Here is a 26,774-nt window from a genome sequence, read left to right as displayed (position 1 = left end):
TTGACTAATAGAAATATTTAGAGAGATACCTATGGCACTGGCCAAGCCTTACCCCCGTGCAATGACTATTGCCGGTTCTGATTCCAGTGGTGGTGCTGGTATTCAGGCGGATTTAAAAACTTTTGCTGCGCTTGGTGCATATGGTACCAGTGTCATTACGGCCATTACTGCGCAAAATACTTTTGGTGTACAGCAGGTGATGGTTGTCCCTCCGAATATGATTGAGGCACAATGTGCCGCGGTGATGTCGGATATTCGGATTGATGCGGTTAAAATCGGTATGCTCGCCGATGTTGAGAGTATCCATACTGTGGCGGAAGTCTTACAGCAGTATCATCTGCCTTTTACTGTATTGGATCCGGTGATGGTGGCCACATCTGGTTCTGCGTTGTCAATAGAGAATACTGTACAGGCGCTGAAGCAACGGCTAATGCCACTGGCGGATGTTCTTACCCCCAATCTGTTTGAACTGTCTACATTAACGCATAGGCCGATTGCCACCAGTGATCAGGAAATGCTGGAACAAGGGCAGATATTGCTGGATGAAGGGTGTCAGGCCGTACTGGTAAAGGGAGGACACCGTAATGATTCTGAAGAGGCAACTGACTGGCTGCTGGAAGTAGGCTGCGAACCGGTATGTTTCAAAAGTTTACGAATTAAAACTTCTCATACACATGGTACTGGCTGCACTCTTTCCGCTGCAATAGCTGCTTTACGTCCCAAGCATGAGAATCTGGTTAATGCGGTGGCAGCAGCCAAAAGCTATGTGCATGGTGCGATTGATGCAGGCCAGCACTGGCATCTTGGTCATGGTTATGGTCCGTTAGCCCATTTCTGGCGCATAAAACGTGATTAATGGTTTCATCTGTATGTTAAAATTGGCTACTTGACAACTAATCGGGGTAAGGCAGGAATTGTCCTTATTCAGACAGGGGGAGTGCTAATGCAGACATGGCATCAGGCAATTGGTGCAGAGAAACAGCAACCGTATTTTCAGCGTATTCTTGAGGTAGTACGAGCGGAAAGGTTAGCCGGTAAGATAATCTATCCGCCTGCTCAGGATGTGTTCAACGCATTTAAGGCAACTGAATTTGCTCAGGTTAAGGTGGTGATTCTTGGGCAGGATCCTTATCATGGTCCGCAGCAGGCACATGGTTTATCTTTTTCTGTACGGCAGGGTATTGCCATTCCACCTTCATTAGTGAATATCTATAAAGAGCTGGCGGATGATATCCCCGGTTTTCAGATTCCACAGCATGGCTATTTGCAGTATTGGGCAGAACAGGGTGTATTGTTACTCAATACTGTTTTAACTGTACGTGCGGGACAGGCTCATTCACATGCTGAGCTAGGCTGGGAAACTTTTACCGACCAAGTAATTGCAGTACTGAATGCTCAACGTGAGCATATTGTATTTATGCTGTGGGGCAGTCATGCTCAGAAAAAGGGTGCCATGATTGATCGGCACAAGCATCTGGTGTTATCGGCGCCACATCCATCGCCTTTATCGGCTTATCGGGGCTTTTTTGGCTGCAAACACTTTTCCAAAGCCAATGCATACTTGCAAGAGCACGGTATGAGCCCGATTGACTGGCAGCTATAAAGCATGCTGTTTACCGGCCAGCATATGGCAGCTACGCTTTTCAGGTAAATAACCTTGTTCTGCCTTGCTGGAAAGCATCATTAAAACCATGTTAAATCTAAACCCGCAACAACACGAAGCGATTCATTATCTTGCCGGGCCGCTATTAGTGCTGGCTGGTGCGGGTAGTGGCAAAACGCGCGTCATAACTGAAAAAATTGCCTACCTGATTACTCAGGCAAATTATCCGCCACAGCAGATTGCAGCCATCACTTTCACCAATAAAGCAGCACGGGAAATGCAGGAACGGGTGGGGCATTTACTGCGCAAACCGCAAACTCGAGGTTTGACTATATGTACCTTTCATTCACTGGGTATGCGCTTTCTGCGCGAAGAGGCAGCTGCGGCCGGATATAAGAAACAGTTTTCCATTCTGGATAGTGCCGACGCCGGCAAAATTATCAGCGAGTTACTGGGCAGTAGTGGCCGGGAAATGGTATTCAAAGCGCAACACCAGATTTCACTGTGGAAAAACAGTCTGCTCACACCTGAAGCAGTTATTCGACAGGCAGAAGACCCTTGGACGCATCAGATCGGGCAGTTATACGCTTCCTATCAGGATACTCTAACCAGTTATCAGGCTGTGGATTTTGATGATTTAATTCGTATACCGGTAGAGCTGCTACAAACAGACGCAGATATTCGCTATAAATGGCAATTACGTTTGCGTTATTTACTGGTCGATGAATGTCAGGATACCAATACCTGCCAGTATGCCTTAATGCGTCTGCTTACCGGTGCAGAGGGTAAGTTCACGGCAGTAGGTGATGATGATCAGAGTATCTATGCGTGGCGTGGCGCCAATATGGAAAACCTGCGGCTGTTACAGCAGGATTATCCGGATTTGAAAATTATTAAGCTGGAGCAGAACTACCGTTCTACAGCACGCATATTGCGTGTTGCCAATCAGGTTATTGCGCATAATCCCAAGCTGTTTGCTAAAACCTTGTGGAGTGAATATGGTCTTGGTGACATGATTGATGTGATTGCCTGTAAAAATGAAACCCATGAAGCTGATTTGGTAGTCAGCCGGATTGCCCATCAGAAGCTGGTTGGTGGCGATGCGGTGCGTTACCGGGATTTTGCCATTCTGTACCGTGGTAATCATCAGGCAAGGGTATTTGAAGAGGCCTTGCGCAGCCGGCGCATCCCATACCGGCTTTCCGGCGGACAGAGTTTTTTTGATAAGGCCGAAATCAAGGATGTGCTTGCCTATGTGCGTTTGCTGGCCAATCCCGATGATGATCCGGCATTTTTACGCGCGGTGACAACACCGCGGCGAGGGGTGGGCGAGACCACGCTGGCCAAACTGAATAATTATGCCAAGGTGGCACAATGCAGTCTGTTTGAAGCGGCACGCAGTATGGAGGCAATGGTAGAACTGTCGCCAAAAAGCCGCGAACCTTTACTGCAGTTTATGGCCATGCTGTCTGATTATCAGGCACGAGCCAGCACAGAAGCTGCCGGTAGTCTGCTGCATAATCTGCTGGCTGATATCGCTTATGAGGCGCATCTGCTCAATACCGAAGAAGGGCGCGCAGGAGAAATCAAGTGGTGCAATGTTCGGGATTTACTTGGCTGGATAGGCAAAAAAGGTGAAGAAGACGGCAAAAATATCCTTGAAATAGCCCAGACGATTGCTCTGATGACATTGCTGGAGGGCAAAGAAGATGAAGATGCGGATATGGTAAGCATGTCAACACTGCATGCTTCTAAAGGACTGGAATACCCTCATGTATTTCTGGTGGGTTGTGAAGAAGGTGTTTTTCCTCATGCCGATAGTGTAGAAGAAGGCAATATTGATGAGGAACGCCGACTGATGTATGTGGGTATTACCCGGGCACGGCAAACCCTCACCCTGACCCATTGCCATAAACGCAAACGTGCCGGCTCATGGGAGTTTCATGAACCCAGCCGTTTTATTGATGAGATGCCGGCTGAAGACATTCGTTTACTTGGACGCAAGGGCAGTGAACCTATTGTCAGTCAGTCAGAAGGAAAAAGTATTCTGGCCAGTATGATGGCACGGCTGGATAGTCTGCAATCCTGACGGTGCTTAGCTTACTGCTGTGGCATGTGGTGTTGTCAATTCCATGTTAAACTAGTCACTGTTTGCTGCCTGTGCAGTTTATTATGGAAAAATGTTATGAAAATCGCCAAAAACTCTGTTGTGATGCTGGATTATGAAATGTTTAATGCTGATAACCAGCTGATAGACAAAACTGAAGAACCGATTAGCTATTTGCATGGCGGTTATGACGGTATTTTTCCACTGGTGGAAGAGCAATTACATGACAAAGAAGTAGGCGATGTAGTCGATGTTACACTGGCACCGGATGATGCATTTGGTGAACAGGAAGAAGACCTGATTCGCATTGAGCCGCTGGATGTTTTTCCGGTTGAAGTGGAAGTGGGCATGATGTTTGAAGCTGATGACCCGGAAACTGGTGAGGTAATGGTATACCGCATTACTGATGTGGCTGATGGTAAAGCAGTGGTGGACGGTAATCATCCATTGGCTGGCCAGCGTATTCGCTTTATCGCCACAGTGAAAGATATTCGTCCGGCTACGGCTGAAGAGCTGGAACATGGTCATGCACATGGTGCGCACGACCATCATCACTGATTACTGATATAGCCGTTTTGTGGCTATAACGCAGACATAAAGGGAATATTTGCTCAGAGCTGAATATTCCCTTTATTGTTATCTGTTAACTGGCATTGGCTGTGTTGTGCAGACAGACAGAAAATGATTGTATTTTGGCTGCCAGTTCACAGTACCAGAGACAGACGGTATGATATAACCATGCATTAATTTTCTTATTGATGGCATCATGACTCCCGCACAAATTCTCGCCACTGCCCGCCCATATTCACTGTTTCTAAGTCGTTTACTGGATAATCATCTGCTTGATACAGACAGACTTTATTCATGGCTGCAACGACCTCTAAAGTCAGAAGATTTTTATAGTTTTGCTGATTGGGCGCAATTACAGGTCAGTGAAAATGAAGCCGAACTGGCACGGCAGTTACGTCTGCTGCGCCGTTATGTGATGGCACATATCATGGCGCGTGATTTGGCGCGCGTGAGTGATTTGGCTGAGGTCACCACCACCATTACCCATCTGGCTGATTTTGCCATCAATGTCGCCGAACAGTATGCGCATGCATACTATGCAGACCTGTATGGCGAACCAATTGGCTACCATAGTGCTACACCTCAGCGACTCAGTGTCGTGGGTATGGGCAAAATGGGTGGTTATGAGCTGAATGTTTCTTCTGATATTGATTTGATTTTCGTTTTTCCCGAAGCCGGCGACACCAATGGCAAACGGCAAAAGAGTAATCAGGAGTTTTTTACCAAAGTTGGTCAGAAAATCATCGCTCTGTTAAATGATATTACTGGCGATGGGCAGGTTTTCCGCGTTGATATGCGTTTGCGTCCAGATGGTGATGCCGGCGCACTGGTGATTAATGAAACGGCACTGGAACAGTATCTGATCCAGCACGGGCGGGAATGGGAGCGTTATGCATGGACAAAAGCGCGCCTGATTACGGATCACCCGAATAATATAGCGGCACTGGTACGACCGTTTGTGTATCGTAAATATCTGGATTTTAATGCCTACGATGCCATGCGCAGCCTGCATCAGCAGATTCAGCGAGAAGTTACCCGTAAGGGCATGGCCGATAACATCAAACTTGGCGCTGGGGGCATCCGTGAAGTGGAATTTGTCGCACAGATTTTCCAGTTGATACGTGGCGGGCAAGTACGCAGTCTGCAACTGAAAGGTACACAGGAAACGCTGCATACACTGCTACAGCAGGGTATGCTGCAACGGGATAATGTAGATACATTGTTGCAGGCATACCATTTTCTGCGTGATACCGAGCACCGGTTGCAATACTGGGATGACCAGCAAACTCAGATGCTGCCCACTGGTGCTGAACAACAGCAAATGCTGGCACAGAGTATGGATTATGCCAATTATGCTGATTATCTGGCTGCACTGAATCTGCATAGAGAGGCCGTAAACCAGATTTTTAATGCCATATTTATTGATCCAGACGATAAAGCCAAGCCACAAAATCCGGATATGGTACGCGTATGGCAGGATGAAGGTGACTGCGAAGAAAAAACAGCCCTGCTGGCAACGTATGGATTTGATGCTAAAAATGTATTGCCACGTCTGCGACAGTTACATCATAGTAGCCAGTACCGACAGCTATCACCCGCAGCGCAACAGCGTTTTGATGAAATGATACCAGCCGTGCTTAGTGTGGCAGCCAAATATCCCCAGCCCGACACCACTTTAACCCGCTTACTGGATTTTCTCGAAGCCATAGGACGGCGCAGCTCCTATCTGGCTTTTATGCATGAGCGCCCGGAAGCACTGGAAAAGCTGGCCGGGCTGATGAGCCAGAGTAGCTGGGTGGCTACCTATTTACAACAGCATCCGGTATTGCTGGATGAACTGCTCAGCAATGAATTAATGCGTATAGATACCGACTGGACAGCACATGCACAGGAGCTGGTACGTTTACTTGATGACTGTCATGGGGATGTTGAAACACAAATGGATGTGCTGCGCCGGTTTCAGCATGCGTGGACTTTTCGTCTGGCCGTGCAGGATTTGGCCGGTTTGTGGACTGTGGAAGCATTATCTGACCAGCTTTCTGCTCTGGCCGATTTAATCATTCAAACCGCATTGGCAAGAGTGTGGGCGCAATTGCCGCGCCGGCACACCGATACTCCTCATTTTGCCGTGATTGGCTATGGTAAACTGGGTGGCAAAGAACTGGGCTATACTTCTGATCTGGATCTGGTTTATATTTTTGCCGATGACCATCCGGATGCTATCGATATCTATACCCGTCTGGCACGTCGGTTGACTAGCTGGCTTACCGTCCCCACTGGTGCCGGCATGCTCTACGATATTGATTTACGCCTGCGCCCGAACGGCGATTCAGGTTTTACTGTTACCCATATACAGGCATTTGAACGCTATCAACGTGAAAATGCATGGATATGGGAGCATCAGGCCTTAACCCGTGCACGTTTTATCGGTGGAGACAGCAGTGTGGGTACACGCTTTGATGCTGTGCGGAATGAAATTTTGTGCCGCCAGCGTAATATAGATGAGTTACGCGCCGAAATCATTGCCATGCGTGAAAAAATGTTTCCTACTCATCCTCCCGTAAACAGCAATGTGAAATATGCTCGCGGCGGTGTCGTGGATGTTGAGTTCATCGTGCAGTATCTGATACTGGCCTACGCACATCAGTATCCGCAATTATTACAGAATTACGGCAATATCGCTCTGCTCAGTATTGCAGCCGAACTAGGGCTGGTAGACAGCAGGCTGGCAGAAAGCAGTCGCATTGCCTACCGCTATTATCGTCAGCAGCAACATAATACCCGCCTGCGCGATGCTGTCACGCCCCCTGTAGACGCTACTTTACTGGCACATTATCAGGTAGTGAAGCAGCTATGGACGCAAGTGTTTGCAGCCGCACCGGCCGAATGATTACGTCCAGAAAGCTGCTCAAACCATACCAGCAGAAATAAAATCCTTATTCCTCAGCACAATTACTCCATTGTACTGCTTGAAATAAACAAAGTAGACAGCGTACAATCAAAGACCACACTACCTTTTCAAACTGGTCTATCGTAGTGAACCAACTGATATTTGACTTTGATGATCGCAGCTATCCCGGATTTGATAAATTTCTTGGCCATACCAATGCAGAACTGATTTATGTGCTACAACAACAGGCCGACCCGTTTATCTTTGTCTGGGGCGAGGCCGGCAGCGGTAAAAGCCACTTACTCAAAGCATGGGTGGCACAGGCACAATCGCGCGGGCTGAAAGCTGAATATGTTGATGCCACCAGAGAGGGGCTTGGCTACTGGTTGTTTGACCTTGACTGCGTGGCCGTAGACCAGATTGAATTGCTCAGTGCCACCGAGCAGCAGCAACTGTTTTCTCTCTTCAACCATTTTCGTAACAGCCGCCACGGTAATTTACTTCTGAGCTCAGCTATTCCGCCTCAGCAGCTTATGATTCGTGAAGATTTACGTACGCGCATGGCCTTTTGTCTGGTGTACGAAATCAAGCCATTAAGCGATGAAGAAAAATTCAATGCACTGGTAGGCATGGCACATGCACGGCAGATACCTGTAGATGCCGAAGTTATCCGCTACCTGCTTGCTCACTGGCGACGCGATCTGGATAGCCTGCTGCTGATGCTCAATACCTTAAATGATTATTCACTGGCGCAGGGAAGGCGCATCACCCTCACATTATTGCGCCAGCTACTCAAACAACAGGAGCATGCATGAATCTGGCTATTTTTGACCTTGACCATACTCTGATTAACTGTGATTCGGATAATGAATGGCCGAAATATCTGCTGCAAAAAGGGTTGGTAGACAAAGCCTTTGTTGATATGAAAAACCACAAATTCTATCAGGATTACCTCAATGGCTGTCTGGATATAGATGAATTTCTACAATTTCAGCTCGCTCCTCTGGCACGTTTCAGCCGGGATGAGCTGGATGAGATGCATGCTGAATACATGCGTGATTTTATTGTGCCGCATATTTCTACTATGGCAAAATTGCTGATACGGGGACATCGTGAAGCCGGCGATGAAATGTTACTGTTATCTGCCACCAATGAATTTATTATCGCTCCGATTGCGAAAACATTTGGTATTCAGAATATTATCGGTGTACAGTTGGAAACGGATGCGGCAGGTAATTACACTGGCCGCTATATCGGTACGCCTAGTTTTAAAGAGGGCAAAGTTACCCGTCTGCATCAATGGCTGGCACAGCGCGGGCAGCAACTAAGCGATTTTGCTAAAGTTTATTTCTATAGTGATTCACACAACGATCTGCCTCTGCTGGAAGTGGTAACTGATCCGGTAGCCGTTAATCCTGATGAGAAACTGGCGCAATATGCGCATCTCCACGGCTGGCCGATACTCAATTTCATGTAAAGGATACAGCATGAGCGCAACAGAAAAAATGCAGATTGTCGATTATAGCGACCGCTATCATGCAGCTTTTCGGGATTTAAATGCAGCATGGATAGCCAAATACTTTGAAATGGAAGACAGCGATTATCAGCTACTGGATAATCCCAGACAGGCCATTATTGAAAAGGGTGGTTACATACGGGTTGCACTGGATAATGGAAAGCCCGTAGGTGTATGTGCGCTGGTAAAACTGGATGGTAACCCCTACGATTTTGAACTGGCCAAACTGGCTGTAGCACCAGAAACTCAAGGCAAACACATTGGTACACAATTAATAGAGGATATGATAGCTAAAGCGCGAGAATTGGGAGCAAAAAAGCTGTATATAGAAAGCCATACCAGCCTGAAACCGGCCATTCATCTGTATCAGAAAGCTGGCTTTAAAGAAATCACTGGCCATTCCCCCACATTTAGCAGAGTGAATATCCAGATGGAGCTTATTCTGTAAAATTCGGAATATAACGGCGTATACAGTTGCGTATCATGCCTGTATGTGGCAAAAAAAGCCAGTGTATCTGTCAGCGGATACGCTGGCTGCTTTTTAGACTCAAAGCATTATTATTTTATGTTTTTTGCATGATGTGGGTTGATAGCATGTGCCTGTTGGCTGATTTCGGCTATACAGTAGCACCATATTCCTGTCAGTGTATTTAAACTGCCAGAGAAATTCAGCATTTCTGATCAATTTATTATATTTATATCAATGGGATTATAATTTGTAATTAATAGTTTGTTCACTATCTGTATCTGTACATTGAGCAAAGGATTAGCCATGCCGTCTGTAAATTTTGGCGACTGCGCCAGATTAAAAAATTTTGAAATCCCCACAACCAAAAATATCAACCAACATGGAATAAATATAATTGCGATTCTAATTTTAAAAATAAAAGACAAAATAAGATTATAAAAAGCCACTACTAGAATTTAATAGTAGGTGGTTATGACAAAAAATTGATCTGTAGTACAAACAGACTATGTAAATTTCTATCAGGTTATCAATTATATTTTAATATAGCTGGTTGTGTTAATAAATTTAATTTCTAATTAGGGATATTGCGTATTGGTGTTGATTATTCTTTACTAGCTAATCAGATAAACAGGAGTACCCAGATTTATATTTTTTTCTTCTGCTTTTTTACTTTGAAAGTATAAGTTTTTAGCAACTGGATCTGTATTAAATGTTGTTGGTGTTATTTGACTTTTTTTGAGTGTTTCCCATATACATATATGGGGCTTAACTGCATTATCTAGCCAGTTTATCTCATTTTTCTAACAAATATTTCAAGCTCACATTATAAGGCTATTCTAACAATAACATGGCAAACTATGATGATGAAAAGTAACTTTGGTACATATGCAGTTAGAAGAAATGATATAAATAGGGAAATTATTTTTTCAATAATTATTACGGCATTTCGTCAGTGAATTTCATTTAATTAATATTAATTCTGTATCAGAAAAAATTCAACAAATGCTAAATTGTTTATTTGTAATATTCATACACTAGCCTGAACAGGGTTAATTTTAGGGTAATTTAATTGTTGTTATAGCACCAGTATGGCACGAAAATCGTTGATATTGGTGCGGGTGGGCGTGGTTAGCAGTAGCTGTTCTGTCGTGGCAAAAAAGTCGTAAGCACGGTGTTGCTGGAGCATGGTGGCGGCGCATAATCCGTTTTGTTGTGCTTTGAGCAGGCTGTCTGGGGTAAGCCATGCGCCGGCGTTGTCTTCACTGCCATCAATGCCGTCGGTATCAGCAGCAAGAGCATAGATGTTATCAGCACCATTTAAGGCAATAGCCAGTGCCAGCAGAAATTCGCTGTTACGGCCGCCGCGTCCCTGTTGCTGATTCAAGGTAACGGTGGTTTCACCGCCACTAAGAATTAGCAGTGGCTTGCCGGTCTGGCGCTGATGACGCTGAAACAGGGCAATTCCGGCCATGACCTGAGCAACTTCCCGTGCTTCACCACCAATACGGTCGCCCAGATAAAGTACATCGATGTTTTGATTTTGTGCCCAATTTTGCGCGGCGCTGAAGGCCTGATGCGGGGTAATGATGATATGTGCGCTGCTATTGGGGAGTTTTTTAGGTGTTTCTGCTGCGGCTGTGTGCAGATAGGTGGCGACACTGGCGGGCAGGTTGAGCTGATACTGGTTTACGATACTTTCTATGTCGGCCAGTGTGGTTGGATCAGCTACTGCGGCACCGGAACCGATGGTGCTGATATCGTCGCCGACTACATCGGATATGGCCAGTGTGGTGATGTGTGCTGGCGCAGCTGCTTCTGCCAGCCGGCCGCCCTTAATGCGCGACAGATGTTTGCGCAGGGTATTCATGGCTTCTATGGGAACACCGTGGCTGAGCAGCTGACGGTTGATGTTTTGTTTGTCGGTCAGTGTAATGCCCGCTACCGGCAGGGTGGTCAGGGCTGATGCTCCGCCTGATACCAGATAATATACCTGATCATCTGCATTTAACCCGCTTACAGCATTGAGTAAGGCCTGAGCGGCTGCCTGTCCGGCAGAATCCGGCAGGGGATGGCTGGCTTCCAGTACTTGGATTTGCTTTGTTGGGACACTATGGCCGTAACGGGTAACAACCACGCCGGATAGGGGTGGATAATCCTGTGGCCAGATTCTTTCCCATTCGGCAGCCATGGCTGCTGCTGCTTTGCCTGCGCCCACGACAATTACCCGTCCATGTGGTTTTTGTGCTGGCAGCCATGCGTTCATTTTATTAATCGGGCTGGCTTCTTGGATGGTGTAGTGAAACAGTTGCTGTAAAAAGCTGATGGCATTGGCGTGGTTAAGCATGTGGTTTTCTCCTTTGGCTGTTTAACTGAGTTTTAGCCGGTTCGGTCTGTTGCAAATTTCATGGCCAGAAAGTCGATAAAGCTGCGTACTTTGGCACTGAGAAATTCACGGTTCATATAGGCGGCATACAGAGTAGGGCTTTCCCGATGGGCAATATGACTGATAGTCTGTAAGCGCTGTTGTTCGATATCTTCTTTTATCATCCACTCAGGCAGGTAGGCCAGTCCCATATGGTTGAGTGCCATCTGGTGTAATAGCAGGGCGCTGTTGCTGGTACAAGCAGGGATAAGAGGTAAGTCAAGATGGACATACTGTGGTAACAGGCCATAGTGCTGTTTCAAATCGGCCAAGGTATGCGGTATACCGTGCTGGTGCAGATATTGCGGGCTGGCTACCCATAAAAAATTAATTTTGGTAATGGGTTTGACAATCAGGTTTGGTTCAGGATTATTGGTAACACGCAAAGCCAGATCGATTCCTTCGGCCACTAAATCCGTACGCTGGCTGTCGAGATAGACGGACAGGGTCACATTTGGATATTGTTGCCGGTATTCAGCAATCAGTTCGCCGAAATGGCGTGAGGCACACCAGTTGGGAGCGGTAATTTTAAGCAAACCCTGTGGCTTAACTGTACCAGCCTGAGCCATGTGTTTGGCTTCGGAAAGTGTATCAAGCGCTTCTACACAACGATGATAGTATTCTTGTCCGGCTTCGGTAAGGCTGATGCGGCGGCTGGAGCGGTTGAGCAGTTTCGCCTGTATGCTTTTTTCCAGATGATGCAGGTGCTTGCTGGCCATTGCTGTGGAAATATCCATGAATTCAGCCGCTCTGGTAAAGCTGCCTAATTCTACTATATTACGGAAAACCCACATACTTTGTAAGGTGTCCATTCAGTTTCTTTACAGGAAATAATTATTCTATAAAAATGATATCGTTTCTCAGTGGTAAATTCAATACACTTGCGTTCGTTTTCTTTTTTATGGACAAAGAGAAGGAATTACCATGATTCATACGCAAAAAATTCATACTGAGGGTGCTGGCTATGCTTTAGGTGTATTACGGCTGGTTACGGCATTTTTGTATATCCAGCATGCCACGGCGAAATTCTGGCAATGGCCGCTATCGATGACTGACGGACATGGCGCAGTGCCGTTATTCTCGATGATGGGCGCGGCAGGTGTGTTGGAGTTAATGGGTGGTGTTTTATTGCTACTTGGTCTGTTTGTGCGGCCTACAGCTTTTATTTTATGCGGACAGATGGCTGTGGCATACCTGTTTATTCATATGCCGTCTGCCGGTATGCATACTTTGCTTATGCCACAATTGAATAAGGGTGAGATGGCGGTATTGTACTGCTTTATTTTCCTGTATCTGTCTGTGGCAGGTGGTGGTCGTTTGGCGGTGGATAACTGGCGAAAATAATTTTTTGATTAGTGTCAGTAATTGATTTTCTGGTGTATATAGGAGCAGGTATGTCGATGACATTCCTGCTGGAACTGGGCTTTGGGACGGCAATATCAGCCAGATATGCGCAATGCTGATGAAGTTGTGCCAGCTTGGAAAACTGTCTGGTATTAATGATGGGTAATTACGCTGTGTTTACCAGTATTGTGATTTGATATTGATAAAATTAAAATAATTTTAAATTTATGCTGATTCTATTATCTATTGTACATGAGAATGCTTTGGTTGGATGTAATTCTTTAGGTTATATTGATGTTTTTTAGATAATAAATTAATTTTGGTTTTAATCTTAGATTAAAAAGTTGATAGGGATAAAAAACGAATGCATATGCGATTAGATTATTTTTGTGTATTTAGTGCTCTTTGTTATCCGCTATTTTGGTGAAAATTAATATGGATGATGTTGGTTTGTTGTCAATTATTGGTGCTGTTTTTGGTATCGATTGTGTTGATGATTATAAGTTTTATTATTTTTATCAATAAATGTGGCTGTAAATCTGTAACATTGTTGATATCTGTATTGGTTGTTATAACAATTAAAATATGTCTGATGCTGGGTAAAATAATAGAATCAGATGTGCAGTATATGCAAAAAAGATTCTAAAGTTTTTAATTTATTCAGATGTTATAGGGAGTTAGGCGGCCAATATGGATACTGATTATTTATTTATCTTTATTTAATGAATCAGCCCCGAGCAGATTAAACTAGATATAAAGTTTTCAGAGTGCTTGTGACCATGTTAGAAAATATTCTGGTTTTACACTCTGAAAACTCTGATGTGTGAAGTGAATTAATCAAAACGGCGGGTATAGCGGATTTCACCACCAGCTGATTCGGTACCCACATGTATGATGCTTTGCAGGGCGCGGCTGATCTGGTAGGTAATGCTAACTGTCTGGGTGGCACTTTCAATACCATACAGATAGCTGATATACAGGTTGTTGGTCAGATGTTTGCCGATGGTAATGGCCTGTTCTGCCGGGTTCATTTCACCGGTTTGGTTGTTGCGGGTCTGCTGGCTGGTAAAACCGATTTCGTCAAGCAGTCCAAGTTTGTCGTTCAGGCCTCCGGCCAGCCAGGCGCTGGCTGCGGCCGCAATGGCTGCTTCGTCGCCGGCACTGCCACTGCTGGGGCGATTCAGTATCAGCCATGACAGTTTGTCTTTTTCGCTCATGGCTTCGTTGGCTATGAGATTGATGCGCGGGCTGTCGAGACGTCCCAGTGCTTCAACGCCAGCACCTACTTGTGAATAGCGGCGTTTAGCGCGGATTTTCAGATTCGGATTATCCATCGGCCCCACAAAGGAGATGGTGCTGCCGTGCTGAATCACCAGATACTGTCCGTAAGCTTTATACTGGCCGCGAACTACGTTTACGGTGCCGACAATCTGGATGGTGCCGCCGGGGTTGGCGGTGGCAGTTAGCTGGCCGCCAAGCAGGACGTCGATACCTTCGCCGCTGAAACGGAAAGCGTCATTCAAGTCTAAATCAAGGTTGAGACGGATTGGGGTAGCACGCTGTTGTTTGGTTGTTTTTTCGCGACCGAGTACGACAACGTCGTCGTCAAGTTGGGGCATACCGGATTTTTGCATACCAAAGAGGCCGTTATCTACTTTGAGTTTGCCACTTAAAACGATGCCATGAGCAATGGTATAGAGTAGTTGGGTATCTCCGCTGAGGGTAAGGCGGCGGTTTATCTGATCAAAGATATTGTAGTGGTCAAGGTGGGCGGTAACGTTGATATCAGGTGTGAGTTTGGTCATATCAACAACGCCGTTGAGTTTGATGGTGCCATCGCGGCGAGCAAAGTTGAGACTATCTATCAGCCAGCGCCGTCCCTGAAAATGGCTTCTGAGGGTGCCATTCTCAAGGATGGTGCCGTTGGCCTGATCGCGGTAATAAAGGTCGTTACCGGTGAGGCTGCCATTGAGCAATGGTTCATTCAGATGCCCGCTGATGGTGGCATCAGCATGCATACTACCTTTGAGCTGCATGCCGATGGGCAGCAGGTTGCGGGTGGAGCTGAGATCGGGGCTGTCAATTTTGATGTGCCCGCTGATGGGTGCGCTGCTGATTTTGCCATTGCTGTTTGGGGTAATAATCAGTACGGCATCGGTAGTGCCATAGCGAGTAAGGCCGTTCAGGTGGTTATTGATACGGCCATTCTGGAACTGGGTATCCAGCCGTGCGTTTTGTAAGCCAAGTTTTTGCTGGTGTTGGGGCAGGGTGATGTCGCCACCTTGCTGAAAGAGTTTCAAATAGCCCTGCATATTACGGCTATAGCTGAAATTCCAGTCGCCTCCAATGACCAGATTTTGCTCAACGGGCAATTCGATGATGTTGTGCAGTTCACGCAAAGCCAGATTGCTAGCAGATCCTCGGGTAGTCAGACCTTTGTCTTTATCCCAGTTGAGGTTGTTCAGGTTGAGGCTACCACCCAGTGCTGCCCAGCGTGCATTCTGCATGCTGATACGTTCGGTTCCGGCTTCAAGCTGGATGGGACTCAGCAGTTTCAGGTTGAGGGCACCGCTGATATCCAGTGCGTTAACCCGTCCACGCCATTGGTGGTTTTTATCCAGACCACCGTAAGAGTTGATGTTCAGTTGATAGGGTTTACCCTCAAGAGACAGGCTGCTGTTGCCCTGTAACTGGTGCTGGTTGCCACGACCGTTGATTTTGATGTTGGTATTATTGATGACGGTGGGTTTGCTGCCATCGCTACTGGCAATGTTGATATGGTCGGCAGTCATATTAACCAGCAAAGGCTGATTGATGTCTGGGGAAGCGATAATTTTAAAATCTAGCTGATTGATGTTAAGTAGCTGGCCGATTTGCAGATTGCGCGCAGCACCACTTAGATTGGCTGTGATTTTTTTCGGTTCGCCGGCGATAAAGCCTTTGGTGTTAAGCAGGCCTTTCATGCCAAATCCGAATAGCCCCAGATTAGGTGCGTTAATGTCGAGATTAAGTTTATCGTTGGCTTTGCCGAAGCTGCCACGGGTGATAATCCGGTTCTGGCCGGCGTTGAGGTTGATGTTGGCCTGTTCCAGATGTTGGTTGCGATAACTGATGGTAGCTTTGCCTGAAAGTGCTGCACCGGAGAGTATGCTGTTATGCCATAGCATGTCTGCCTGAATCATGGGTTGTTGTGCCAGCTGGCCGTTGATGTTGATGTGGCCGTTAATGCTGCCAGTAGGAAAGCTGGCATTGATTTTGGCAGGATTGAAGTTGTTGCTGTTGATGCTAAGTTGTAATGCTTTGTTCTGATACAGTGCCAGACTGCCTTTGGCATTGAAGCTGCCACCACCGTTTGCTATTAGATTTAGCTTGTCAAGCATCAGGGTTTGCTGATGCTTTTGTTCATCGGTAATAATCTGAATGGAGCCGTTGCTATTGCCTTTTTCGCTGGCCAGCTGCCATTGAGTGGTCAGACCATTAAAATTGCCGGAAACGCGTATATGCCCATTGAGTGAACCGGGCAGTGGTGTGGTCAGAACATCGTTGGCGTAGATGCGTAACAGTTCGCTGTCGATGTCGAGTTGTTTGGTTGTGCTGTCTACGCTGCCACGGGTAATGATTTGTCCTTGTTGCAGCAGACGCGTAGTCAAGGCTGGTAATATCAGTTTGCCATTATCGTCGATACTAATGTCACCATCGATGCTGCGAATGGGTAAACCAGTAGTTTTAGGGTCATTATAAGCACGGGATTGTTCGTTACCGAATTTGATGTGGCCGGCTAGCTGTTTTTTGTTGGTATTAACTGGCGCCAGATCAAGATTGAGATTGAGGTCGGCAAAGGGCAGGCTCTTACTGAATGCAGCCGGATTAATGTGACGGCTTTGTAGGTTGAGGCTGACAATTTTGTGGTTTAGTTGCAAAGAATAAGGCTTGAGGACGGCATGGGTGCGAAAGTGGATATCGCCACCATCCAGACGGGCAAGGAGATCGGGCTGTTGCAGGCTGCCTTTGAAAAGGGCAGCGCTTTCAACTGCAGTTTTATCTAGGGTGCCATTACCATTAAGTTGTCCGCTCAGGGCAAACGGTGTCTGAGTAGCAATGGCTACTGAACCCTGAATATTTTGCCACGGGGTATTCAGTTCATTGAGGACAAGCTGGTGTTTATGATGATCATAGAGATAGCTGGCCTGACTGGCGAGTATTATGGGTGATTGATTTTTACCTAGGGTAAGGCCGTCAAGCTGTAGTTTATCAATATTAATCTGTAACGGCAGGCTGATGCTGCTGGGCAGGGTAGAAACAGGTTTGTGATTGGGTTGGGGGGCGCTGTGATTGATATAGTTAATTTTACCTATGTCCAATAGCTGTACATGGAAGCGTCGTTGCCATAGTTCGCGGTGATTCCAGTTGAGCTGAATTTTAGTGATGGATAAGTCAAAATCGCGGTGGCTGACGCGAATGTCGGTACCGGAAAAACCACGCCAGATGGTGCCCGTCAGCTTTTCTGTACTGATATGCACGCCAAACCATTTAGGTATGCTATGGACACTGAAACGCAGACCGGATTCGGTACCAGCCAGCCAGCATAATATGGCGATGATTATGATGAGTAAACCAAGCAGCGAATACAGGCTGGTTTTCAGCCAGTGTTTCCAGCGTGGCTTGCGTGGTGGTATTGGTGCAATAGTAGTGGCTGATGATTCGCCAGAATTAAGTGTGGTTTCAGTCATTAGAATTTGGTTCCTAAGCTGATAGACCAGCGCCATTTTTTATCATGATGGCCATAGGCAATGTCAAATGCAAATGGAGCGACAGGGCTGAACCAGCGTACACCAAGACCGCTGCCGTGACGCCACTGCATGTCACTGAAATTTTTTGAAACAGAACCGGCATCATGAAACAGTGCCAGTGCAAAATCTTTATATACGGGGATCTGGTATTCAGCACTGGCTACAGCCAATGTTCGATTGGGTAAAACCGAGTTATGTGAACTGTTGATACCGATGCTGTCCATTTCATAGCCGCGTACGCTGTTGGCACCACCGGCACGAAACATCAGGATGGAGGGCACATTGACTGTATCGCCGGTATGTACATAGCCAATTTGACTGCGTAATACCCAAGTACCGTATTTTTTGTTTTCCGGCGTGAAATAGTAGCCCCCACTGGCTGTCACCCGCTGCATGGATGCCGAAGCCAGCAGTTTGCCGATAGTGGTACCAATTTTTCCTTCCAGATAATAGCCATTTGCCGGACGTAGCTGGGTTTGAATATTCTGTCGTTTCCACGAGGCGGTAAGCATAGTAGCGTAGCTGTGTCCAAGCTCGGCGCCGTCTTCAATTTTGCTGCTTTCGGTGACGTATTCAATACCAATACGAGAGTCTATTCCGTTACGGTCGCGTACTTTCCAAATACCGCTGGACAAGGCGCGGCTTTGAAGATGTTGCACGGTAGAATAGGTATAGTTGAGATTGCTGGTCCAGTAGTGGCCACGATTGTTACGCGGCTGGCTCAGGCCGATGCCGAAAGTGGTCTCGTAGCGGTCGGTATCGAGCAGGGTAGAACCTACATAACCCTTATGAAAAATATTATAGTGATCATAGCCACCACGGAAACCAGGGCCGTTTTTGGTATCGTAGCGTAAACCAAAGGTAAGTTTCTGGCGCTTCATTTCGCTTACTTTTACTAACACCGGTACATGATCGTTTTCCATATGGTCAAAATCTGCGCTGACCACAGCGTTACCATAATGGCTATCCTGTTCCAGTGCCTGCTGATAGTCAAGCAATTTGTCCAAATCATAGGGTGAACCCGGGCTGAAGCTGGCCATGCCGGTAACAATGGAAGCAGGATAACGTTCAGTACCGCTAACCTGAATATCACCAAAATAAATCGGCTGTTTGCTGTCTACTGTTAGCGACAATTCGGCCTGATTTCTTTGCGGGTCGATGGTAGCACGGCTGGCACTGATGGTTGCCAGCGGGTACTTTTTACGTACTATGGCAGTCAGTACAGATGATTTACTTGCCGACCAGTTGCTCTGAGTAAATGGGTCGCCTACAGGCAGTACCCAGTTGTCAATGGCATTTTTGTAGTAATTGGTCAAATCGTCATCAGCTGTAACGTTACCGGTAAGGGAAACATCCACATTTTCGATATGACTGCGCGGGCCAGTAGTGATATGGATAATATAACCATTAGGCTGTTTTTCTACATTAACTATGGCATTAAAATAACCCTCAGTTTCAAGCATGGTTTGTGTCTGTCCGGGCGCTTCTTCGGCCAGAAAACTAAGCTGCTCGTCATCCAGATCTTCGATTAGCTGCTGTGTAATCAGCGGCAGATGGTTATTAATCAGTTTTTGCAGGGTTGAGTTGTCTACATCAATGGTGATGGGAACTCGTGGTGTTTTTGGTGGCTGCGGTTTATTCTCTTCACGAGATTCGTCGCCATGCAGCAATCTGTGCAGCAATCCGGTTTTTGGTGGAGGAATATCGTCATCTGCATCATCACCATCTGCTGGCAGACTGGCTGCCCATACCAAAGAGGTTAGGGAAGACAGTAACATGCTCAATAGCAGCCAGTGCAGGCGTTTCTGCGTGAAGTATACCAAGATTGACCCTGTATAGTTGTAAGGATGTTGCTTTTAAAAGGATAAAACGTATGTTTAGGTAGGTGTTACAAAAGTATTTTATTATTGTAGCGCGAAAATAGTTGCTAAACCTATACCTGAAACAGGGCTATTTACACAGTAGAGTAAAATATTTCTGCAAATTTGTATTAAAAAGTTTGATACGTTAAAGATTGAGGCTGTCAGGCTGGTTTGGACGCTGAGCTAGCAATTTTGTAGAATAGTGGTTTTATGGTGGTCTGGGCACTGATGTCCATGAGCCGAAAATTACTGAGGATTGATTGTGACCAAGATTATTCGTGTCGGCAATATTGAAGTAGCCAATCATTTGCCACTGGTGTTGTTTGGTGGCCTGAACGTACTGGAAAATCTGGATTTGACTTTGCGTACCTGCGCGCATTACGTTGATGTAACACGAAAACTGGGTATCCCGCTGGTGTTTAAGGCATCATTTGATAAGGCCAACCGTTCTTCAATTCACTCGTATCGTGGCGTGGGGCTGGAAGAGGGCATGAAGATTTTCGCTGCGGTAAAGCAGGAATTTGGTGTGCCGGTGATTACTGATGTCCATGAACCTTTTCAGGCCGCACCAGTGGCTGAAGTGGTTGATGTATTGCAGCTACCTGCATTTTTAGCCCGCCAGACTGATCTGGTAGTGGCACTGGCACAAACCGGTAAAGTGGTTAATATCAAGAAACCGCAATTTTTAAGCCCGCATCAGATGAAAAATATTGTTGAAAAGTTCTATGAAGCTGGTAATAAACAACTTATTTTGTGCGAACGCGGTAGTAACTTCGGTTACGATAATCTGGTGGTTGATATGCTGGGCTTTGGGGTAATGAAAAAAGTTTGTGCCGATTTGCCGATTATTTTCGACGTAACCCATGCGTTGCAGCAACGTCAGGCAGATGCTGCCGCTTCAGGCGGACGTCGCAGTCAGGTACTGGATTTGGCACTGGCCGGTATGTCCACCCGACTGGCCGGTTTGTTTCTTGAGGCACATCCAGATCCAGATAAAGCTCGCTGTGATGGCCCCAGTGCGTTGCCATTAGCGATGCTCGAACCATTTCTGGCACAGGTTAAAGCAGTGGATGATTTAGTAAAAACCATGCCGGTACTGGATATTAACTAAAATATCTTTTTAATAAAAAAGCAGAGTTTGCAAACTCTGCTTTTTTATTTGTCTGGTGGAGAACTGGCCAAATGGTTACTGCTCAACTGAACCGGAATTCTGATACAGAGTAAAAAGAGGTACATTCTCATCACGGATTTTTTTGCCACCGGGTAAATCCGTAAATTCGATAATAGCAGCGGCTTCCACGACTTCTGCACCTAGCTTGCGAATCAGTTTTACGCCTGCGGTCATGGTACCGCCCGTAGCTACTAAGTCATCGACCAGCAGGACACGGGTGCCGTGTTTTACAGCATCAGTATGCATTTCAATGGTAGCGTGCCCGTACTCCAGCTGATAACTTTCCGCAATGGTTGTAAAAGGCAGCTTACCTTTTTTACGGATAGGCACAAAACCAACATTCAGCTGATACGCTAGAGCAGCACCGATAATAAAACCACGTGCGTCTAGCCCGGCTACAACATCGATTTTCTGCCCCATATAACGGTAGACCATTAAATCCACCAGCAGACGAAAGTACTGCGGGCTTTGTAATACCGGCGTAATGTCGTGAAATAAAATTCCTTCCTGTGGCCAGTTGGGAATTTTGCGAATTTTTGCAGCCATCGCGTCAATACCTATGACTTCTGGGTGAGTCTGCATTATAAATCCTTTAAAAATAAAGACTATATGCGAAAGTTATAAACGCAGGACGAGCGAAGTTATTTGCATATAGTGTATGCGAAAGGTGCGCATAATAGCACCTTTCCTGCTTTTCTACAGCCCATTATGAGGCAGAAAATGGTGGCTTTTGGTACAATTGCCATCATAATTTACACAAATCAACAGGTTGATAGCATGGTTAGCATGCCTGATCAAGTTCTTGTCACCAATCCCGCCTCACCGTATGTCTGGTTAGACCAATATATAGCAGGCTTACCACCAGCCATAGCGACCATGTTGCGACAGGCACAGGTTTTAATGGATAGTAGCTATCCACAGGATGCGGTTACATTATGTGGCGAAAACCTCTATACGAATCTGATGATTGCCGCCAAAACAGTGGCGGATATGGATTTAATGGCGGATGCAGTAGCCGCCACCATGCTGTGCTGTCTGCCCAATTATGTGTCTGATTGGGAAGCCATTGTAAAAGAACAGTGTGGTGAAAGTGTAATGCAGCTGGTAGCTGGATTATATCAGGTACAGAAACTGACATACTTTGTCAGCATCAGCCCGCTGGCAACTCAGGAGGAACGTCAGCAGCAGGCTGAGGTAATGCGCCAGATGCTGCTGGCAATGGTTTCAGATATCAGGGTCGTATTGATTAAGCTGGCAAGGCGTACGCAGACCATGAATTATCTGAGCAAGGTCAACGATAAAGCATTGATAAAAGCAGTTGTCAAAGAAACCATGAGTGTGTTTGCACCTCTGGCTAATCGTCTGGGAGTATGGCAGCTGAAATGGCAACTTGAAGATTTAAGCTTTCGCTACCAGAATCCGGATGAATATAAAAGAATAGCACTCCTGCTAGATGAAAAACGCACAGAGCGACTGGATTATATCGAACATTTTGTTGAGACCATCAGGCAGCAGCTGAGCCGGCTGAATATGCACTTTGAAGTTGCGGGGCGGCCAAAGCATATTTATTCCATTTATCGCAAAATGGTAAAAAAGAAACTGAATTTTGATGGCCTGTACGATATCCGGGCTGTACGCATTCTCGTGGATACTGTAGCAGACTGTTATACCACGCTTGGGATTGTGCACAGTTTGTGGCAGCCTATTCCGGGCGAATTTGATGATTATATTGCCCATCCCAAACCCAATGATTACCAAAGTCTGCATACAGTAGTGGTGGGGCCGGAAGATAAAGGAGTGGAAATTCAGATTCGTACCTTTGATATGCACCGGTATGCTGAATTCGGTGTAGCAGCTCATTGGCGCTATAAAGAGGGCGGCAAAGGCAATGAAGCCTACGAGCATAAAATCGCTTGGTTACGTCAGTTACTCGATTGGCGCGAAAATATTGCCGAAAACGGCAGTGACAGTGAAGATTTATCACGTGCTTTCCAGACAGAACTTTTTAACGATACCATTTACGTTCTGTCCCCGCATGGCAAAGTATTTTCTTTACCGGCTGGAGCCACGCCGATTGATTTTGCCTATGCTTTACACACCGATATCGGTAATCGCTGTCGTGGTGCCAAAGTAGATGGGCAGATTGTGCCTCTGTCCACGCCACTGGAAAATGGCCAGCGTGTAGAAATCATAACTGCACGCGAGGGTAAACCTTCAGTTAACTGGTTGCATGATGGCTGGGTGAAAAGCAATAAAGCCATCAGTAAAATTCGCGCTTATATACGTCAGCAGAACGGAGAATCGATACGCGAATCTGGTCGTACCGCATTGGAAAAACAACTGGTGAAGATGCAGGTACGGCCGAATACACATAAACTGGCTGAAGCGCTTGGTTTCAGTAATGTAGACGACTTGTATCTGGCCATGGGGCATGGAGAAATTTCCGGTCGCATGATTCAGAAAGCGGTCGATAACTTACTGGAAAAACCGGAAATACCGGTAACGGAAAATCATTTAGTCAAACGCAGTAAAATTACAAATAACTTTGGCGGTGTGCTGGTAGATGGTGAAGCAGGCTTACTCACTACACTGGCCAAATGCTGTAAACCAGCGTTTGGAGATAATATTACCGGATTTGTAACGCGTGGACGGGGTATTTCCATCCACCGCAGTAACTGTTCCTCTTTTCAGTATCTGGCGCATATTTCACCGGACAAAGTATTGCCAGCTTCTTGGGCCGATGAATCCGCCAATCAGGTTTTTGCTATTGATATCGAAATCCGTGCTCAGGATCGTAGTGGTCTGTTACGCGATATTTCTGAAGCACTGGCGCGCAATCGTCTTAACGTTACCGCCGTGCAAACCTTATCGCGAGACCTTGAGGCGCAACTGCGTTTTACTGTTGAAGTACATCAGGTAAATGATTTACCGCGCGTACTCAGTCAGCTAAGTGATGTAAAAGGTGTATTGGCTGTGACGCGATTATAGGATATGTTTTTTTATGTCAGGTAAAGTGTCAATTTGTCTGAGAGAAAAACCATAAAAAAGCCACGCACGAAAAACGATACGTTCGTGGCAGCATACCTGAGTGTGCACTGAAACACGTTTACCTGTTTACTCAGTGTTTATGTGGCTGGAAAATATTTGTCCGCCAGAGCCTACAGACTAGCTATGGTTTTACAATCCAGAGTGCCAGCATAATTTTTTTGGATAAAAGTGGCGCTGAAAAGCACGGATTAAATTTGAGCTAGTACATAGACACTGGCTACAACTATACTGTGCAAATTGTAAAACTGGTTAATAGCACTTGCTGATATTTACTATAACCACTAAGTATATTATACACGGATAAAATCACACCGGCCTTTGCATGACTATAACGCAGACTAGTTAATTAAAAAGCGGAGTGATTTATAATATATGTATATAACATGAAAAAGAAAATAGCGTAATTCTGACAGATACTATATTGCAGATGCAAAATTATCCATTTTACTAGTAACAAAATTTATTTTTTGTTACTTAGCTATCATCTGACTTTCACTCATTATAAATAAGTAGCAATCCCTATGCGTTGTTCAATAAGCGGTATTATTGTTAGTGGAGCGCAGGAAAAGGCATTTTATGGTTTTGGCAACAAAAAGAATAAATAAGCTTATACAGCAACAAAGCAAAAAGAAGAGTATCCATATATAAATAGCTGTAAGCATTGATTCTGGATTGAAACCAATATCGAATGAAACTAATAAATATCCACATCCATAAAAAAATGAGAGAAATACAAGTACAAATAATGTTAATTGAATAAGTAATGCTTTGAAAGAAGGTGAATTATTATCGTTTGAGCGTGAAAAAATGGATTTAATGGTTTTATAGTTGACGATAGTTAAATATACAAAAAAGTTAATTAGCCCGCATATACCCAAAAAAGCACACGAACCACCCTGTTCACAGTTATCAAAGTAATACCAGCCAACGGTACCAAGTATAAATACAGCATAACTTACCAGTAAAATCACTAATTCTTTAATTAGTTTTCTAGTGCGTAAGTAATTTGCAATTTTTTCAAACATTTATTATTCTCTGTAAAATTAAGTATAGCGTATTATATTTATGTATGTATCTTAATGTAAAGCCGCATAGATTTTTTCAGCCAGAGCCAGACTAATGCCTTCAGTCTGGCTTAAATCATGCACGCTGGCGGCAACTACACCGCGTAAACCGCCAAAACGGGTCAATAATGCCTGCCGGCGTTTGCTGCCAATGCCCGGTATATCGTTTAGAGACGAAGTCACTCTGGCTTTGGCTCGTTTCTGGCGATGGCCGGTAATCGCAAAGCGGTGCGATTCATCACGTACGGTTTGCAGTAGATGTAAAGCCGGATTATGTGGTTCTATCCGGATATGGCGCTGTTGATGTGGAATAATTAGCTCTTCCAAACCGGCTTTACGTTCCGGACCTTTGGCAATGCCCACTATTGGAATATGAATGCCCAGCTCCTGCCATACATCCAGTGCCATATGTACTTGTCCTTTACCGCCATCAATCAGTACCAAATCCGGCCATGTGCCAATACTTTCATCATTATCAGCCAGACGACCATAGCGGCGGGTTAATACTTCACGCATAGCAGCATAATCATCGCCAGCTTTGGCTGTTGTAATATTGTAGCGGCGGTATTTGGCTGGCTGCATAGCCTCGTCTTCATATACCACGCACGAAGCAATGGTGGCTTCGCCCTGAGTATGGCTGATATCGAAACACTCAATGCGGTTCAGACTTTCAGCATCCATATCCAGCAATTGTGCCAGTGCTTCAATACGGTGTTGCTGACTATGCTGTTGCAGTCGGTGTTGTTCAATGGCCAGTTGTGCGTTGCGTTCTGCCATCTGCAACCAGATTCGCCGTTCCCCAACGGTATTATGCACAAACTGTATTTGTCTGCTGTTTTCTGCATTCAGCGCATCGCACAGGCTTTTAGGCAGCTGGAAGTTGCTGATAATAATATCCGGTTTGCTTTTACCCAGATAATGCTGGGCAACAAAAGCTTCTCCATAATGATTAAGTTTTTCAGTAACGCGATAGCGCGTATCCGGAAAAAAGTTCTTATCTCCAACGTGGCGGCCGCCACGAATACTTACCCAGTGAATACACACAATATCGTTTTCTTCTGTTAGAGCAAGAATATCGATATCGCTGTGGCGCGCATATTTGCTGTCAATAAATTGCTGCGATTGCATCAGTCCCAGAGCCTGTATCTGGTCGCGAATCTGTGCAGCGGTTTCAAAATTCAGTTGTTCAGCTGCTTGCTGCATCTTGGCATGTAATGAGGCCGTTAATTCGCTGGTTTTGCCCTGTAAAAAGCTTACTGCAGCTTTGACATCACTCTGATAATCTTCAACACTGATATGGCCGACACAGGGTCCGGAACAGCGTTTAATCTGGTACAGTAGACAAGCGCGGTTGCGGTGTTCAAATACACTGTCTTCACAGGTGCGCAGCCTGAATACTTTCTGGAGCGTCTGAATACTGTTGCGTACTGCATAGCCATTGGGATAAGGACCGAAATACTGATTGGGTTTTTTCAAGGTACCGCGATAATAGGCCATCTGCGCAAAGCGGTGGCCGCTGAGCATTAAATAGGGATAGCTTTTATCGTCTCGAAACAGGATATTGTATTTCGGTGACAGAGCCTTGATAAAATTGTTTTCCAGTATCAGTGCTTCTGTTTCTGAATGTGTTGCCGTGATTTCAATTCGTGCCACCTGTTTGACCATCAGCTGAATTCTGGGTGATAAATCAGTTTTTTGAAAATAACTGCTGACCCGGCGTTTCAGATTCACTGCTTTGCCAACATATAATACTTTGTCATTGGCATCCAGCATGCGATATACCCCTGGCACTAAAGGCAGATTTTTGAGAAACAGGGTTAAATTAAATTTGTTCTTGTCTGTAGGGCTAGATGGTGTGGCAACAGTATCGTTCATGATGGATGGTTGATCAGGTTAACAATTTTGCAGCCATAAAAAA

Annotated in this window: 18 protein-coding genes; 11 read left to right on the top strand and 7 right to left on the bottom strand. The window is 45.6% G+C overall.

From position 1 onward, the window contains the following. The first annotated feature begins 31 nt into the window (after nucleotides 1-31). The 8 genes from thiD to MJ761_RS00170 all read left to right on the top strand — a co-directional run bounded on the left by thiD (nucleotide 32) and on the right by MJ761_RS00170 (nucleotide 9,134). Nucleotides 32-856 carry a bifunctional hydroxymethylpyrimidine kinase/phosphomethylpyrimidine kinase gene (thiD, locus tag MJ761_RS00205; RefSeq protein WP_093090925.1) on the top strand — a complete coding sequence of 275 codons (825 nt, stop codon included), beginning with the start codon at nucleotides 32-34 and terminating at the stop codon, nucleotides 854-856. An 87-nt stretch (nucleotides 857-943) separates the two neighbouring features. Beyond that, nucleotides 944-1,603 carry a uracil-DNA glycosylase gene (gene ung, locus MJ761_RS00200; protein ID WP_093090923.1) on the top strand — a complete coding sequence of 220 codons (660 nt, stop codon included), beginning with the start codon at nucleotides 944-946 and terminating at the stop codon, nucleotides 1,601-1,603. A gap of 88 nt (nucleotides 1,604-1,691) precedes the next feature. Beyond that, nucleotides 1,692-3,692 (top strand): DNA helicase Rep, encoded by a 2,001-nt coding sequence (rep, locus tag MJ761_RS00195; protein ID WP_093090921.1) that lies wholly within the window; start codon nucleotides 1,692-1,694, stop codon nucleotides 3,690-3,692. 96 nt (nucleotides 3,693-3,788) lie between these two features. Further along, complete coding sequence (locus MJ761_RS00190; RefSeq protein ID WP_037490558.1) at nucleotides 3,789-4,268, top strand: FKBP-type peptidyl-prolyl cis-trans isomerase; 480 nt, start codon at nucleotides 3,789-3,791, stop codon at nucleotides 4,266-4,268. 208 nt (nucleotides 4,269-4,476) lie between these two features. Then, entirely contained in the window at nucleotides 4,477-7,170 is a 2,694-nt protein-coding gene (glnE, locus tag MJ761_RS00185; RefSeq protein WP_093090919.1) for a bifunctional [glutamate--ammonia ligase]-adenylyl-L-tyrosine phosphorylase/[glutamate--ammonia-ligase] adenylyltransferase, read from the top strand. A gap of 146 nt (nucleotides 7,171-7,316) precedes the next feature. Next, nucleotides 7,317-7,985 carry a DnaA regulatory inactivator Hda gene (hda, locus tag MJ761_RS00180; protein ID WP_093090917.1) on the top strand — a complete coding sequence of 223 codons (669 nt, stop codon included), beginning with the start codon at nucleotides 7,317-7,319 and terminating at the stop codon, nucleotides 7,983-7,985. Beyond that, on the top strand, nucleotides 7,982-8,647 hold the full coding sequence (locus MJ761_RS00175) for a histidinol-phosphatase (RefSeq protein ID WP_093090915.1): 666 nt from the start codon (nucleotides 7,982-7,984) through the stop codon (nucleotides 8,645-8,647). Before hda ends, MJ761_RS00175 begins: the two co-directional genes overlap by 4 nt. Before the next feature lie 10 nt (nucleotides 8,648-8,657). Beyond that, nucleotides 8,658-9,134, top strand: a complete 477-nt coding sequence (locus tag MJ761_RS00170) for a GNAT family N-acetyltransferase (protein WP_176715034.1) — start codon at nucleotides 8,658-8,660, stop codon at nucleotides 9,132-9,134. A 1,096-nt stretch (nucleotides 9,135-10,230) separates the two neighbouring features. Here MJ761_RS00170 and MJ761_RS00165 read toward each other — a convergent pair. Together MJ761_RS00165 and MJ761_RS00160 are read right to left on the bottom strand one after the other, a co-directional pair. Beyond that, nucleotides 10,231-11,499: a glycerate kinase type-2 family protein gene (locus tag MJ761_RS00165; protein ID WP_093090911.1), complete on the bottom strand. Its 1,269-nt coding sequence runs from the start codon at nucleotides 11,497-11,499 to the stop codon at nucleotides 10,231-10,233. Between the two features lie 32 nt (nucleotides 11,500-11,531). Continuing rightward, nucleotides 11,532-12,389 (bottom strand): LysR family transcriptional regulator, encoded by an 858-nt coding sequence (locus MJ761_RS00160; protein ID WP_093090909.1) that lies wholly within the window; start codon nucleotides 12,387-12,389, stop codon nucleotides 11,532-11,534. 112 nt (nucleotides 12,390-12,501) lie between these two features. Here MJ761_RS00160 and MJ761_RS00155 point away from each other — a divergent pair, with 112 nt between their 5' ends. Then, nucleotides 12,502-12,921 (top strand): DoxX family protein, encoded by a 420-nt coding sequence (locus MJ761_RS00155; protein WP_093090907.1) that lies wholly within the window; start codon nucleotides 12,502-12,504, stop codon nucleotides 12,919-12,921. 833 nt (nucleotides 12,922-13,754) lie between these two features. On the opposite strand, the gene MJ761_RS00150 is transcribed toward MJ761_RS00155, so the two are convergent. Then, entirely contained in the window at nucleotides 13,755-17,651 is a 3,897-nt protein-coding gene (locus MJ761_RS00150; protein ID WP_176715033.1) for a translocation/assembly module TamB domain-containing protein, read from the bottom strand. Further along, a complete protein-coding gene (locus tag MJ761_RS00145; protein WP_093091304.1) occupies nucleotides 17,651-19,489 on the bottom strand; it encodes an autotransporter assembly complex protein TamA in 1,839 nt (612 codons plus the stop codon). The genes MJ761_RS00150 and MJ761_RS00145 overlap by 1 nt, the downstream gene beginning before the upstream one ends. 355 nt (nucleotides 19,490-19,844) lie before the next feature. On the opposite strand from MJ761_RS00145, the gene kdsA reads away from it, so the two are divergent. Next, a complete protein-coding gene (kdsA, locus tag MJ761_RS00140; protein WP_239363545.1) occupies nucleotides 19,845-20,684 on the top strand; it encodes a 3-deoxy-8-phosphooctulonate synthase in 840 nt (279 codons plus the stop codon). A gap of 75 nt (nucleotides 20,685-20,759) precedes the next feature. Here the strand turns inward: kdsA and MJ761_RS00135 are convergent, their stop codons facing one another. Next, entirely contained in the window at nucleotides 20,760-21,326 is a 567-nt protein-coding gene (locus MJ761_RS00135; protein ID WP_037406508.1) for an adenine phosphoribosyltransferase, read from the bottom strand. Between the two features lie 204 nt (nucleotides 21,327-21,530). Between MJ761_RS00135 and MJ761_RS00130 the strand changes: the two genes are divergently transcribed. After that, the gene (locus MJ761_RS00130) at nucleotides 21,531-23,732 is read left to right on the top strand and encodes a RelA/SpoT family protein (RefSeq protein WP_239362492.1); all 2,202 of its coding nucleotides are present in this window, start codon (nucleotides 21,531-21,533) and stop codon (nucleotides 23,730-23,732) included. Between the two features lie 590 nt (nucleotides 23,733-24,322). Here the strand turns inward: MJ761_RS00130 and MJ761_RS00125 are convergent. Both MJ761_RS00125 and uvrC read right to left on the bottom strand, forming a co-directional pair. Then, nucleotides 24,323-24,817, bottom strand: a complete 495-nt coding sequence (locus MJ761_RS00125; RefSeq protein WP_093090901.1) for a hypothetical protein — start codon at nucleotides 24,815-24,817, stop codon at nucleotides 24,323-24,325. Nucleotides 24,818-24,868: 51 nt separating this feature from the next. After that, nucleotides 24,869-26,731 carry an excinuclease ABC subunit UvrC gene (gene uvrC / locus MJ761_RS00120; RefSeq protein WP_093090899.1) on the bottom strand — a complete coding sequence of 621 codons (1,863 nt, stop codon included), beginning with the start codon at nucleotides 26,729-26,731 and terminating at the stop codon, nucleotides 24,869-24,871. Between the last annotated feature and the right edge of the window lie 43 nt (nucleotides 26,732-26,774).

The sequence above is a fragment of the Snodgrassella communis genome (assembly GCF_914768045.1).
GTDB classification, from domain to species: domain Bacteria; phylum Pseudomonadota; class Gammaproteobacteria; order Burkholderiales; family Neisseriaceae; genus Snodgrassella; species Snodgrassella communis.
The sequence above is the reverse complement of the archived record's forward strand: the minus strand, read 5'-3'. Positions and strand labels throughout refer to the sequence as shown.